This window comes from Mucilaginibacter inviolabilis (genome assembly GCF_011089895.1).
GTDB lineage: Bacteria > Bacteroidota > Bacteroidia > Sphingobacteriales > Sphingobacteriaceae > Mucilaginibacter > Mucilaginibacter inviolabilis.
The window spans coordinates 68,164-81,750 of record NZ_JAANAT010000003.1 but is presented as its reverse complement, the minus strand read 5'-3'; the positions used below and the strand labels follow the sequence as shown (position 1 = coordinate 81,750).

Below are 13,587 nucleotides of genomic sequence, written 5' to 3'. Positions count from 1 at the left end.
TTATTTAAACCAGTTTACAGCAATAAACTTCCCGTTAAATTTTAATTTATGAATAAAAATATCCGATCACTTTTATTGTGGCCACTGCTGTTTAGCACCACCGTTATCCATGCGCAAAAGGCAGATCAGGCTAATTTATGGTTAACCAAAGCCGACAGATCTGTTTTATTTGAGAAGCAAAAAGATGTTTTAAACTTTAAACCAGCAACCGATAACGGATTTACCATTACTGTTGATGACAAAAAAACATACCAGCCCATTGACGGCTTTGGCTTTGCATTAACCGGCGGCAGTGCCATGCACATCATCCGCATGAGTCCGGATAGTCGCGCTGCTCTGTTAAAAGAGCTATTTGACACCAATGGCAATAACATCGGCGTAAGTTATATCAGGTTGAGTATAGGTGCTTCAGATCTGAATGAAAAAGTGTTTTCATATGATGATATGCCGACCGGCCAAACGGACCCGGCATTAAAACATTTTGACCTGGGGCCCGACAAACAGGATGTAATTCCGGTTATGAAACAGATATTGGCTATTAATCCGGCTATCAAGATACTAGGGTCGCCCTGGTCGCCACCTGCCTGGATGAAAACCAATGAAGACACCCGTGGCGGTCGTTTAAAGCCCGAATACTACAGTGCTTATGCTAAATACCTGGTAAAATATATTCAGGGAATGAAAGCCAACGGCATACCTATTGACGCTATCACCATTCAAAACGAGCCTTTACATCCGGGTAATAATCCCAGCTTACTGTTGGTAGCCCCAGATGAAGGCGAGTTTATTAAAAACCATCTCGGACCAGCTTTTAAAGCGGCCGGTATTAAAACCAAGATCATTATTTATGACCATAATGCCGACAGACCTGATTATCCCATCTCTATCCTGAACGATCCAGCGGCCCGTAAATATATTGATGGTTCAGGCTTCCATTTATACGGAGGCGATATTGATGCCCTGACAGATGTACACAATGCACACCCGGATAAAAATCTTTACTTTACGGAGCAAATGGTGGTTGAAAAAGAGAACAGCACTACCATCAACATTGCCTCGCCTGTTAAAAGATTGATCATTGGGGCAACCCGCAACTGGAGCCGTAATGTACTGGAATGGAACCTGGCTGCGGATCCTGATTATAAACCCTATACCGACCGTGGTGGCTGCCCAATGTGTCAGGGGGCTGTAACCATTGACAAAAACGCAGTGAAACGCAACCTGGCTTACTACTCAATAGCCCATGCATCCAAATTTGTGCGCCCCGGCTCTGTCCGCATCGCCTCCAATAATTCTGATACATTGCCAAACGTGGCTTTCAAAACACCAGAGGGTAAAAAGGTGCTCATCGTAGCCAATACCAGCGACTCGTCGCAATCTTTTAATATCAAATATAATGGACGGGCTATTACTGCTACCCTGGATAAGGGTTCTGTAGGCACTTATATTTGGTAAGCTTTTTTAATTATTTGTTTTATATCAATAACCTAAGTACATCATGTTATTACAAACATTTAAAAATATATCGGTAAAGGTTTTGCTACTGGCTTTACCGACTTCGTTCATTTCGTTACAAGGTAGTGCGCAAAGCTTTTTGAAGGCGGATGGCAAAAAAATAGTGGACGAAAGCGGCAAAAACGTCCTATTGCGCGGCATGGGTTTGGGAGGCTGGATGATCCAGGAAGGTTACATGCTGCATGTAAATAAGGATAGCCGTCAGTATCGCATCCGTGAAAGGCTGGAGGAGCTGATGGGGCCCGCCGAAACCAAAGAGTTTTATGATACCTGGCTGGCCAATAATACCCGCAAAATAGATATCGATTCCATGCGTCGCTGGGGCTTCAACTCGGTGCGCCTGCCTATGCACTATAACCTGTATACTTTACCTATCGAAAAAGAACCGGTTGCCGGGCAAAATACCTGGCTGGATAAAGGCTTCAAAATGACCGACGACCTGCTGGCCTGGTGCAAAGCTAACCACATGTACCTCATCCTTGATCTGCATGCTACACCTGGCGGCCAGGGCAATGATCTCAATATATCAGACCGTAACCCCGATCTGCCGTCACTGTGGGATAGCGAAGCTAACAAGCAAAAAATGATAGCCCTTTGGCGCAAACTGGCCGATAGATATAAGAACGAGCCCAACATAGCCGGCTATGATATCATTAACGAACCCAACTGGGGTTTTGATGATCCGGCGAATGATAAGAATGGCTTAAAGGAAAAAACCAATGCCCCCTTACGCAAACTGATGATGGATATTACCGCTGCCATCCGCGAGGTAGATAAAAAACACATTATTATTATTGAAGGCAATGGCTGGGGTAATAATTATAACGGCATACTGCCTACCTGGGATAAAAACATGGTATTGAGCTTCCACAAATACTGGAATTTCAATGATCAGAAATCCGTAGAACACATCATCAAAACCCGCGACCAGTACAATGTACCAGCCTGGATAGGGGAAACCGGCGAAAACTCCAATGTTTGGCTAACCGAGGAGATTCGCCTGCTGGAGAAAAACAACCTGGGCTGGGCACTTTGGCCATTGAAAAAAATGGGCAATAACAACCCGATCGAGATTCCCTCCAACCTGAATTATGATGATGTGACCAACTACCTGAACACGGGTAAACATAAACCCAAAGAGAGCAATGTATACAGTGGCACACTCGAAATGGCTATTCATGCCAAATTGGAGAATGCCATTATTCATCACGATGTGATTGATGCTATTTTCAGGCAGCCATTCACTACCGCAACCAAGCCATTTAAAGCCAATAAGGTTACCAACGGTACTATTATTAATGCCGTTGACTATGACCTGGGCCGAAACGGTTTTGCTTATTTTGATACCGATACAGCCGATTACCATACTTCAGGAAAACCAGGTATCGGGAACCATGGCCGCATCTATCGTAATGATGGTGTAGATATCAGCAAAGATTCCACCGCTTATAACAGCTTTTATGTTGATCATATAGAAACCACCGAATGGACCCAATACACCATACAAGCAAAAACAGCAGGAGTATATTCAGTTAAACTAAAAGTAGCTGCGGCCACTGATGATGCCAAGCTATCTCTCCATATCAATGGAGCTGATCAGGCGAAAGAGATTGCGGTACCTAACACCGGGGGACTAAAAACCTGGCAGGTGATCACCGTAAAAGATATCCGTTTAAAAGCAGGAACAAATAAAGTAAGGGTGTACGCCAATAAAGGAGGGTATAACCTGCATTGGCTGCAATTTTGGAAGGATAAATAAAGTTAAAAAGTGGGTTTACATGGGTTTACACTTTTCAGGGTTAACATTGGCCTATATTGCTAAAAATCAATAAATTATAAAAAATAACGCATAAAAAGTGTAAACCCAGAAAAGGCGAACTGAGCATGGAGAAGGGGCTTGATCAATGATCAGATCCTTCTCCATGCTCAGTTCGCTTTATATTATCTTGTTTTTTAATCTACAAAATTGTTATAGTAGCTTCTGATAGTTTCTCTTTTATAGTCCAACGTTTTCAGGTCTTCTTCACTGATTTTTCCTGATGCAGAAGCATCGCGCATGATCCTTTTTAATTCAAGCAAAAAATCATTAACCGCTTCATTGAACTTGCCGAAATAATTCTTTTTTGAAGCATACTCATCACGACTCGAAAAGCTCATAGCTGTATGTTTTTCATTCTCCGACTTCAATGCCTGGAAAGCTACCTGCAACTTTGCTTCCGAAACTTTATAATTATTAGCGCTACTATCCAAAAGCATGCTGATCCCTGCTATTTTGGTACGATCATCTTTCATCGCGTAGATATATTCTTTCAGTGGATGATCTTTCAGTGTCACGCGTTCTGCATCGTCGGCAATTACGCTTAATTTTGCCCTCACCTGGTCATCTAGTTTATAATATTTGTTGCCCAAATTATCTATCGAATCTGTTAATGCTTTTCCTTTGGCGCCATTATCGTCTTTATAATCCTGGGCCTTTACGTAATCCCGCATCGCTTTATATACGTCTTTGATCTGGGTATAAAGCGTGTTCAGTTGCGTAACATTGTCTTTGAAGAATTGCTTGTCGCTGCTGTTTAACCCGCTTGGAGGACTGGAGATGTTTTCACCATATTTTGGAATATAGGGCGTTTCAAAAGGCTCAAACATACCTATGGAGGAAACAGTTGCCTTCGGATTATCAAATAATCTCCGCATACTCCTTACATTGTTGCCCAGGCTTTTTAAATAGCTGTCCCTACGTTCATCCTGGCCCAACAGGCCATTGTTATACTTAATGATACTGTTGGCATCATCACCATTTGATTCTGCATATTGAGTTTGGGCTTTTGAACCTTTATCCCTGTTTTGACAGGAAATGATAAGGGTAGTTGTCATAAAAGCGGGAAGGATAAGCAATTGTGCTATTTTTTTCATCCGTATATAATTTAATTGAATTTCAGATAGTTTCTATCTTCTCAGATTCATGCCCTGCGTGTGGAAAATGTTCCCGGGCTCTTCAATAAATTAATCAGGTATAGGGACATACAAATATAAAATCTGTTGCGGAGTTACACAACCAGAAAATCGCAGCTCGTTTGTGGCCTCATGTTTGCCACAAGCGAGACGCTCGCAGTAGCGAGGGCTAAATTAATCCTTAGGCTATCTGTATAGCTATTTTTTACCTGGTAGATCCGGAGGCAACGGAAACCCATTTGTATCCCGTTGTGTGGCCCATACGTGGCTTAAAAGTAATCGGAAAATCAATGCCTTTCCGCTTTACTATAATAGTTATGTTATTATTATAGCTTTCATAAGCAGGTATCAAATTGATAGCAGATGAAATAGTGTCTCCATTTTTTAACCCGGCCAAACCAGCCGGAGATTTTGGATCCAATCCGGCAATAACTTTCCCTGCTTTTATAGCTTTTGGTTCATCAAAGCCTAAATCAAAAAATTGCGCAGCAACTGGTTTCCGCTTAAAATTTTTACCATACGCATTATTAACCGGGATGAGTAACCGGCCTGCCATCATCAATTTAAAATCAGCTACGGCCCAGTCACCTGCCTTTTTCTTGATCAGGTTGGCCCACGTTTGTACGGTCGTTTGCTGACCACTTGCTTTTAGACGATCCATTTCCCTGATCAGGGATAGTACAGAAACATTTTTCACCCGGTGTTGCCGTAGCTTTCCCTCTAAATCGGCAAAATACAGCACGCCACGTGTATAGGGCGTTGTCCAGGCGTTACGGCCAGACCACATAATTTGTGGGATTTTTTGATTTGGAACATTTTTAAGCCGATTGGTATAATATTCTGCAAGCTCGCCGTTCCTAAGTTCCAAATATCGTTTCTCACTAATCAATCCTGCATCATACAAAAATTTAACAGACAAGTAATCCGCGATACCTTCTACATACCAATCAGCAAGTCCTTCCGGATCGTACAGATCAGCAACAAAAACATGTATCATCTCATGAGCAGATAGCGATTTAATATCCTCATCATTCAGCGAAGTCCCCGTGGGCACATATAAAACAAACGAGCCACTGGTTGCCCTTCCGCTTGATAAAGGGGGTCCGTCATAAGAACGGAAAAAGTAATAAAAGGGCTTTTCGGGCGATCCTTCCAGGCTATCCCTGATTACCTGGTGAGCTTTTGCAGCCCAATTCGCAGCAGTCCTAAATTCACTGTCCGATCCTTTACCGAGGCCGTACATGCTGAAGCCATGAGGGTGATCCGTTGAGGTAAACGCACTAAGCTTCCCCGCTAAAAACTGTGCCTCTAAAAGATCGCCGAAAGTTGTTTGAAATTTTATCGATTTTCCGGAGCCATAACTGCATACAGCCTCGGCCGTCGCGGGCAATTCCCAATCGAGCTGAATCTCCATGTTTTTATCCGTATATGGCAGCAGTAGAAAACTGCCAAATGACCCTGATATACCGTCGCCTGCTGCCTGCAGATCTCTGACAGGACCGCTTTGCGCAGGAATCGGATTTGCGAGAGGTACACGATAAGAAATTTGCAAAGGTCCTGTTGTATTACGATCTGCCTGCAAGCAATCGTAATCGTTGCCATTTATGGTTTTACTTTTTACCTGGTGAAATTTAATTGGGGCCGAACTGTCTTTCGCATTTAAATTGCATACGGTATCACGTGTTCGCTGCAATGGCGTGAGCTTGTCAAACAGGAGAATGATTTTGTCTTTGGAGTCGCTGTATCCTTGGGGCAGTACATAAGTCACGCTGATACCGTTGATTACGTTATTATCGGCATGCGACATTTTTAGCTGTAATTTAATTTGGCTATGCGCTTTGGTGCAGATACCCAAAAAGAAAAGGGCAACAAGTAATTTTTTCAGGAACATAGCTTAAAGAATATTTAAATGTCATTTATAATCAATTACAAATGTCGGATGAATTCTTCGCTACCGCAAGCGGGTGGCTTGCGGTAAAGATTAAGGGCTTACAATGTTTCTTAGCATGATGCCACAAACGGGACGCTTGCGGTAGTTGGGGATGAGTAATCGACCTGCGTCCGCTCCGGCCCAGTACGAGGCACTAAAATTGCTATTTTAGTAAAAATTAATGATGGTGTTATAATACAGAGAGCTGGCTTTGGTGATATACACGGTGCTTATAGGCCCCCTGATAAATGGTCTCAAAAGGTCGGGAGTTAATTTAAAAAGATCAGTAAGTAGCAATAAGATGACGATAAATACCGAAACCCTTTTGAAATTTTCAAAAGATAACAATATCCAGAAATTGACCGGGGGGCAAGCTGAAAGTTTTCTCATTGGTCAACACGTAATAAAGCCTGTACATGATGTTAAAGAATATTTATGGATAGCGCAGGCCCTTGAAAATTTAGATTTAACGGAAATTAACTTGGCAAAACCAGCATGCTCACTCCATGGGAACTACATTGAAGACGGTTTTGGTGCAACATCATATTTTGAAAATAAAGGGCATTTATATGATGTTGAAACCAGCATCAGGCTTTGCAGGAAACTTAATCAAATTTTGCAGAAAGTCACCAAACCAGCAGCTTTATTTAGTGATTTGAACAACCCATGGAAAAAAGCAAATTTTTTAGCTTGGCATGGGAAAGCAAATAAGACATTCCCTAATGAGTTGCGATTCTTAATGTCCCTTAGAGTCGATATTGATTTGGATGAACAGTTAATTCACATGGATCTGGCTGGAAACATTTTGATAAACGAGCTCAACGAAACCTGCGTTATAGATTTTACACCAGGATTTTATCCTAAAGAATATGCAGAGGCGATCGTACTTGTAGATTCCGTTTCCTTGTATCAGGCACCAATCAGCGTACTTAACGAGATTAATCTTGACAAGAAAATTGCGTTTCAACTAATTCTTAGAGCATTGATTTTCAGAATGAGTGTTTGTCTTTTTTGTGAACCATCATCAGATAAGAAACAGCGTTTTTATGGAGACCTAAATTCTTTTAAAAAGGTCTACGATTATTTCAATTAGCAAATATTATCACTCAGTTAAGGCTATAATTGATCGTCTGTTTCGGTGGAAAACTAAGTCTTTTGATCTTCTGGTCAACTTTCCTGCGATATTTTTACTTATGATTTTTCGAAGCATAATAAAACAAAAGCCGGCAAATACCTGTATCGTAAATATATTATATGGAAAAATTTAAAGTAAACGAAAGCGATTTGATTTTAATAAGTCAGGCAAAAAAATTAATCGCCGAACGAAAACTTGATGATTGGCACGCGGTTAGTTCTGTGCTTAGAACAAATTCAGGAAGCTTTTTTGAAGGATTGCATCTGGAGGCCTATGTAGGCCGTATAGCTATTTGCGCAGAAGCGGTAGCGTTAGGTGCAGCTGCGGTAGCTGGTGATACAAAGATTGACACCATCGTCGCGGTTTATAAGGATGGAGAAATAGTTTCACCTTGTGGAATGTGCCGTGAAATGATCAGCGATTACTCACCACAGGCTTTTGTAATATTGCAAGATAAAGAAGGCCCATTCAAAGTTCAGATCAGCGACCTTATTCCACTAAAGTATTCAAGGGATTAAATTCATATGAATTTATTTCATACAAGCTACATTCCCGTAATCTTTCATTGTCGGCTAAGGTTGGATGGTTAAAGTTCTTCACTTTTTTCATTCCAATTTTTTTCATTACCTGTTCGGATTTCAAATTAACTATAGGGGTTATAGCAATAACTTTTTCTAATTTCAGCTGGCTAAATGCATAATCTAAGCATCTTTTTGCTCCCTCTGTTGCGTAACCCTTATTCCATTCATCTCTCTTTAGTCTCCAACCGATATCAATGGCTGGTGTGAAGTCCGAGGTGAAAGTTTGTTCTGATAGCCCAATGAAGCCAATAAACTCGCTGGTTTCGAGTTTATCTACAGCATAGTAACAAAAGCCTTTTTCTTGTAATTGATTCTGCATTCTCTCAATAAATTCGGATGTTTCTTGTTTAGATTTGATGCTCGGAAAAAACTCCATCACTTCCTCGTCTGAATTTATTTCATCCATAATTTCAACATCTATCGTTAACCAGTTCCTGAACCCTAGTCGTTTTGATTTAAAAATGTATTCTTTAGTCATGTTATTCTTTAACTGCTTCTGCAAAGGTAGAATAAAGGAAAATATAGATATTATTATGTATTATGGTTCTGCTATTGAAACCGCAACACCGTTTTACTGCCTTGGGTATATTGGCCATTAAAAAAGTAACTCTTTTACCACAAGCGTCCCGCTAGTGGTAAAAGCTAAAGCTAAATGGTTACGATGCTTGGCCGCATGACGCCACAAACGGGACCCCTGCGGTAGCATATGAGGAAGCATTGTAATCCTTTTATCTTTACACAGTATGACGCTTGTGATAGCCAGGGTAAAATGGTTCTTAAATATAGGTACTTAACAAAAGAGTATATGATAAACGTAACAAATATTATTATTTCATTAATGATAACCTTGGGTTGCTGGTATTCAGACATATCTAACAGAGATAGAAAGGATTTACCGGATACCCCCCAAAAGGGTTCTTACCAAATGGCTATTTCTGTAAGGAAACCTTCAGATGCAAAGACAATTTCAATAACAGCTTCTTATGCTGCTATAGAATGCGGATGTCCACAATGGTTTGAAACAAAATTCAAAAAACAACCATTTTTAAAAGGTGTTGAACGATTTTATCTGGAACCCACTAATAAAACCTTAATAAACGCTAATGATTTATGGGATGGACAAACTCTTCCTCTTACATTAAAACTGGTTGGAAGATTTTCTGAAAAAAAAGGGGAGCCCAGGACATATCATACAAAAGCAACGCCCGAAATGGCCCGAATTTTTTGGTACGATAAAATAGTTATCGTTTCAGGTCCAAAGGCTAAAAAGTAAGGGTACCCACCTCCGCTACCGCAAGCCGGATGCTTTTTGTAAAGATAAAGGCTTACAATGTTTATTAGCATGGCGCCCCGCTGTCCGTAGTTTCCAACTACGGACCACTATGCCCTGAGACTCCGTCTCCTCTCTACCCGGCCCAGCCTTCTCTATCCAAACTCCGGAAATGTATGGCCTCGGCCAAATGCTCCAGTTTGATATCTTCGCTATCAGCCAGATCGGCAATGGTGCGGGATACTTTCAGGATACGGTCGTAGGCCCGGGCGGAGAGGCCCAGCTTTTCCATGGCTCTTTTGAGCAGTGTTTGTCCGGCAACATCTATTTTACACAGGTCGCGCACCATCTGCGGGCTCATTTGCGCATTGGCATGCAGATCGGGGCGGTTACCAAAACGTTCTACCTGCACCTCCCGGGCTTTGATTACCCGCTCGCGGATCAGCTCGCTTTTTTCGGAGGCACGGTCTGAGGATAGTTCGCTGAAATTCACCGGTGTTACCTCCACGTGCAGATCGATCCTGTCCAACAGCGGACCAGAGATCTTGCTCAGATATTTCTGCACCATTCCAGGCGGACAGATACATTCTTTTTCGGGATGATTATAATACCCGCAAGGGCAGGGGTTCATACTAGCCACCAGCATAAAGCTGGAGGGGTAATCAACGGTAAATTTGGCCCTTGAAATAGTTACGCGGCGTTCTTCCAGCGGCTGGCGCATTACTTCCAGCGCGCTACGCTTAAATTCAGGCAGCTCATCCAAAAACAATACGCCATTATGTGCCAATGAGATTTCACCTGGTTGTGGATTGCCACCACCGCCAACCAAAGCCACATCACTAATGGTATGATGGGGTGACCGGAATGGCCTAATAGTTACCAAAGCATCTGCGGCGGCCAGTTTGCCCGCAACCGAATGTATCTTCGTAGTTTCTAACGATTCATATAAACTCAGTGGTGGTAAAATAGAAGGCAACCTGCGGGCCAGCATAGTTTTACCCGCTCCCGGCGGACCAATCAATATCACATTATGACCGCCTGCTGCGGCAATTTCCAGCGCGCGTTTGATGTTCTCCTGGCCCTTTACTTCACTAAAATCGCTATCGTAATTGCTCAGACTGTTATAGAACTCCTCCCGGGTGTTTACTACCTCGGGCTCGATGTTCAGATCACCATTAAAAAAACCGGCAACCTCTTTGATATTATCCACACCATAAACTTCCAGATCGTTCACAATGGCTGCTTCACGGGCGTTTTGTTTGGGGAGAATAAATCCCTTAAAACCATCTTTACGGGCTTGTATAGCAATAGGAAGGGCCCCTTTGATGGGTTGTAAGCTGCCATCCAGTGATAGTTCACCCATGATAATGTACTTATCCAGGTTCTCTGGCTCCAACTGCCCGGATGCCGCCAAAACAGCCGTGGCGATGGTCAAATCATAGGAAGATCCTTCTTTTTTGATATCCGCAGGAGCCATATTAACCACCACCTGCTGGCGGGGCATCCGGAAACCGGTATTTTTTAATGCCGATTCGATCCGGAAATAACTCTCTTTTACGGCCACATCGGGTAGGCCAACTATAAAATATTTGGTACCCGCCGCTATATTTACCTCAACCGTTATGGTAATAGCCTCGATACCATAAACCGCACTGCCAAAAGTTTTAACCAACACTGTGATAAAGTTTAATCAACGCGTAAGATAAATATTTTTAATCAGCAGAAGAAAGAGGCGGGATATTAAAATAAGTATATAAAAAAGCCTGCCATCCACAGTTAAAGAGACGGCAGGCAGGTATTATTGATCGTGAAATTAAGCTACCTGGGCAATTATCATCAAAAATCCGCAGGATGCGATTACGCAGGCCAGTATCATTACCGACCATATTTTTTGATGGTGCTTGCTTATTTTTTCAAAAGCGATATTGAGTTTATTAAACCGCTTATTGTTTAGCAATACAAAATAATTTAACAGTAACGCGCCAACTGCCCCGAGCATTATAAATGTGCCCGACATGGGATTAACATTAAACCAGCTTGATTTTAAACAAAGCTGAGCAATCAGCAACAATGTGGTTAACAGTATGATCAGCAAAAAATTCAGCCCAAAAAGCGAATTAAATCGGGGTAAATTACCCTGACCAAAATTTTTAAAACTCCACCTGTAAAAGCTTACATACATGGATTTATAGAATCTTGTAGTGTTCATAGGTTATTGGTTTAAGGTTAATAATGGTTTGTTGTAATATTATATATCGAAATAACGCAATTTTTCAGAATTTTATTGCGCTAAATTAAATATTTTTTATCAACCCTGCATTTTTATTAAATAAATATCCCACATCACTCAAAAATGAAATTGTTGCAAATAATCATTACTAATACAGCAAAAATATCAACCTCTATTTTACAGCAGCCATTTGCAGCAGTACCTGGTCATGATGAAATTTTACTGCTGACTGGTTATCGAATACCATTGCCGCTCCATTTTTTTCGGTATACATAGGCCAATTAGGCAAACCTTTTGCATTGGGGTTACCCGTGCGTGCGAAATTTATCCAGGCCTGGCTTATTTTTGCTGCCAGCGCGTAAGCCTCTTTTCCGCCGCCGGTAAACTCTTCACAACGGCTAATGTTATTAAACTGGAATGCGATATCCATGCAATGTACCGATTTGTACATCCCATCCATCACCGGCGATTGCCATGCAAACTGGTACATATAAACCGGGGCTCCGCCCACTACAGCCGATTTTGCATTTGCCTGCCGCACAGTTCCTGGTCTAAAGGTGGTCAAGTCGATATCAATATAATCAGCTGGTTTCACAGTGTTGGGGTATGCTTTTTTTACTTCGGCCATATAAGCATCGGTTTTGTCGCCATATTTTTTTTGAAGATAACTTTTAGCTTCATCCATCGTAAAACCTGAAATTGCAGGATTGATGAGCGAGGCCATAAATTCATTTTTGGTCGATCCTACCAATAGCGGTACATTTTTAGAAAGTTCAACAGCCGCCGGGTCGGTCATATTATAAGGTAAAAAATTCCCGTCGATACTTGGTTCCCACATCAGCCCGAATCCACCAACGGGTTTACCTTCTGCCTTTAGTTGCTGCTGCACCTTTATAAATGCTTTTTTGCAGGCTGCACTCAAACGTTCATAAGACATGGTTTGCAATGAATCTACCTGTCCTGGCTGCAGGTTCAGTACTTCCAGCACAGCCGCGCCAATGCGTTTTGAAACATCAGCCGTCATAAAGTCACTGCGATAGCTGCCGCTTTCCACAATAGCTTTTTGAAACAGGCCTTTTGCTGATGGGGCATTCATCAGCGTACCCACTTTAGCACCACCACCCGACTGGCCAAAGATGGTTACATTGTCCGGATCGCCACCAAAACTGGTTATGTTTTGTTTTACCCATTGCAGGGCCGCTACAATATCCATCATGCCCGCGTTGGCCGATGCTTTATATTTATCACCATAGGCCGACAGGTTTAAAAAGCCCAATAAGTTTAGGCGATGATTGATAGATACCACCACCACATCGCCCTTTTTACTCATGTTTTCGCCATCATAGGAAGGTAGCTCAATGGCCGAGCCGGCACTAAAACCACCACCATGCAGCCAAACCATTACCGGGCGTTTCTTTTGATCATTGATACCCGGTGTCCAGACATTGAGTTTCAGGCAATCTTCATTCATATAACCCCAGTTGTGATTAAAACCAAACTCCAGGAGATCATTTACTGCAGTAGTAGGATCTATGGGGCATACCGCGCCATAGGTTAGCGATGCCCTAACTCCCGGCCACGATTCCGGCTTTTCGGGCGCCATAAACCGTTGCGCTTTTGCATAAGGAATGCCTTTGTAGGTGAATGTGCCATTATGGATGTATCCGCGAACCTGTCCGTTTCCGGTACTGGTCACCGCGATATCTTTTCCGGCTAAAATGGCATCGCCGCTATTGCCCTGGCACCATCCGTAAACAGGTAAGAGGCATAAGGCTAAAACAGCCCAAAATGAGGAACGTTTTTTCATAACTATCTGGTTTAGTATAATTGGTTTATAGATCATGGGCTTATAGAATGCCCGAATAACAACCAGGAATGATACTACAGACAAGCAGGGGGACGGACAACAGAATCGGCCTGTTTAAAACAAGATCTTTTCTATAATTATCATTGTGTTTATTTAACACAATGATA

11 protein-coding genes are annotated in these 13,587 nt (G+C 42.1%); 5 read left to right on the top strand and 6 right to left on the bottom strand.

The features are described 5' to 3' along the window. Nucleotides 1–48: 48 nt before the first annotated feature. Together G7092_RS20360 and G7092_RS20355 are read left to right on the top strand one after the other, a co-directional pair. On the top strand, nt 49–1,455 hold the full coding sequence (locus tag G7092_RS20360) for a glycoside hydrolase family 30 protein (protein ID WP_166091861.1): 1,407 nt from the start codon (nt 49–51) through the stop codon (nt 1,453–1,455). Nucleotides 1,456–1,498: 43 nt separating this feature from the next. Beyond that, nucleotides 1,499–3,274 carry a cellulase family glycosylhydrolase gene (locus G7092_RS20355; protein ID WP_166091859.1) on the top strand — a complete coding sequence of 592 codons (1,776 nt, stop codon included), beginning with the start codon at nt 1,499–1,501 and terminating at the stop codon, nt 3,272–3,274. A gap of 194 nt (nt 3,275–3,468) precedes the next feature. Here G7092_RS20355 and G7092_RS20350 read toward each other — a convergent pair whose 3' ends face one another. Further along, nucleotides 3,469–4,428, bottom strand: coding sequence for a YiiG family protein (locus tag G7092_RS20350; RefSeq protein ID WP_166091857.1), 960 nt, complete (start codon nt 4,426–4,428; stop codon nt 3,469–3,471). 244 nt (nt 4,429–4,672) lie between these two features. Continuing rightward, a complete protein-coding gene (locus G7092_RS20345) occupies nt 4,673–6,358 on the bottom strand; it encodes a M61 metallopeptidase family protein (RefSeq protein WP_166091855.1) in 1,686 nt (561 codons plus the stop codon). Between the two features lie 340 nt (nt 6,359–6,698). On the opposite strand from G7092_RS20345, the gene G7092_RS20340 reads away from it, so the two are divergent. Then, nucleotides 6,699–7,490 carry a hypothetical protein gene (locus G7092_RS20340; RefSeq protein WP_166091853.1) on the top strand — a complete coding sequence of 264 codons (792 nt, stop codon included), beginning with the start codon at nt 6,699–6,701 and terminating at the stop codon, nt 7,488–7,490. Nucleotides 7,491–7,651: 161 nt separating this feature from the next. Then, nucleotides 7,652–8,050: a cytidine deaminase gene (locus G7092_RS20335; RefSeq protein ID WP_166091851.1), complete on the top strand. Its 399-nt coding sequence runs from the start codon at nt 7,652–7,654 to the stop codon at nt 8,048–8,050. Here the strand turns inward: G7092_RS20335 and G7092_RS20330 are convergent. Further along, nucleotides 8,022–8,591: a GNAT family N-acetyltransferase gene (locus tag G7092_RS20330; RefSeq protein WP_166091849.1), complete on the bottom strand. Its 570-nt coding sequence runs from the start codon at nt 8,589–8,591 to the stop codon at nt 8,022–8,024. The two genes, G7092_RS20335 and G7092_RS20330, sit on opposite strands and share 29 nt — an antisense overlap. Nucleotides 8,592–8,918: 327 nt before the next feature. Between G7092_RS20330 and G7092_RS20325 the strand changes: the two genes are divergently transcribed. Beyond that, entirely contained in the window at nt 8,919–9,386 is a 468-nt protein-coding gene (locus G7092_RS20325; protein WP_166091846.1) for a hypothetical protein, read from the top strand. A 133-nt stretch (nt 9,387–9,519) separates the two neighbouring features. Here G7092_RS20325 and G7092_RS20320 read toward each other — a convergent pair whose 3' ends face one another. From G7092_RS20320 to G7092_RS20310, 3 genes are all read right to left on the bottom strand, one after another. After that, nucleotides 9,520–11,058, bottom strand: coding sequence for a YifB family Mg chelatase-like AAA ATPase (locus tag G7092_RS20320; RefSeq protein WP_166091844.1), 1,539 nt, complete (start codon nt 11,056–11,058; stop codon nt 9,520–9,522). A 138-nt stretch (nt 11,059–11,196) separates the two neighbouring features. Continuing rightward, on the bottom strand, nt 11,197–11,592 hold the full coding sequence (locus tag G7092_RS20315) for a hypothetical protein (protein WP_166091842.1): 396 nt from the start codon (nt 11,590–11,592) through the stop codon (nt 11,197–11,199). Nucleotides 11,593–11,785: 193 nt separating this feature from the next. After that, the gene (locus G7092_RS20310; protein WP_166091839.1) at nt 11,786–13,420 is read right to left on the bottom strand and encodes a carboxylesterase/lipase family protein; all 1,635 of its coding nucleotides are present in this window, start codon (nt 13,418–13,420) and stop codon (nt 11,786–11,788) included. Between the last annotated feature and the right edge of the window lie 167 nt (nt 13,421–13,587).

What these genes read in the sequence shown, in the direction of transcription:
- G7092_RS20360 (WP_166091861.1), top strand. Translation starts at nt 49, where the DNA reads ATGAATAAAAATATCCGATCACTTTTATTGTGGCCACTGCTGTTTAGC.
- G7092_RS20355 (WP_166091859.1), top strand. Translation starts at nt 1,499, where the DNA reads ATGTTATTACAAACATTTAAAAATATATCGGTAAAGGTTTTGCTACTG.
- G7092_RS20350 (WP_166091857.1), bottom strand. Translation starts at nt 4,428, where the DNA reads ATGAAAAAAATAGCACAATTGCTTATCCTTCCCGCTTTTATGACAACT.
- G7092_RS20345 (WP_166091855.1), bottom strand. Translation starts at nt 6,358, where the DNA reads ATGTTCCTGAAAAAATTACTTGTTGCCCTTTTCTTTTTGGGTATCTGC.
- G7092_RS20340 (WP_166091853.1), top strand. Translation starts at nt 6,699, where the DNA reads ATGACGATAAATACCGAAACCCTTTTGAAATTTTCAAAAGATAACAAT.
- G7092_RS20335 (WP_166091851.1), top strand. Translation starts at nt 7,652, where the DNA reads ATGGAAAAATTTAAAGTAAACGAAAGCGATTTGATTTTAATAAGTCAG.
- G7092_RS20330 (WP_166091849.1), bottom strand. Translation starts at nt 8,591, where the DNA reads ATGACTAAAGAATACATTTTTAAATCAAAACGACTAGGGTTCAGGAAC.
- G7092_RS20325 (WP_166091846.1), top strand. Translation starts at nt 8,919, where the DNA reads ATGATAAACGTAACAAATATTATTATTTCATTAATGATAACCTTGGGT.
- G7092_RS20315 (WP_166091842.1), bottom strand. Translation starts at nt 11,592, where the DNA reads ATGAACACTACAAGATTCTATAAATCCATGTATGTAAGCTTTTACAGG.
- G7092_RS20310 (WP_166091839.1), bottom strand. Translation starts at nt 13,420, where the DNA reads ATGAAAAAACGTTCCTCATTTTGGGCTGTTTTAGCCTTATGCCTCTTA.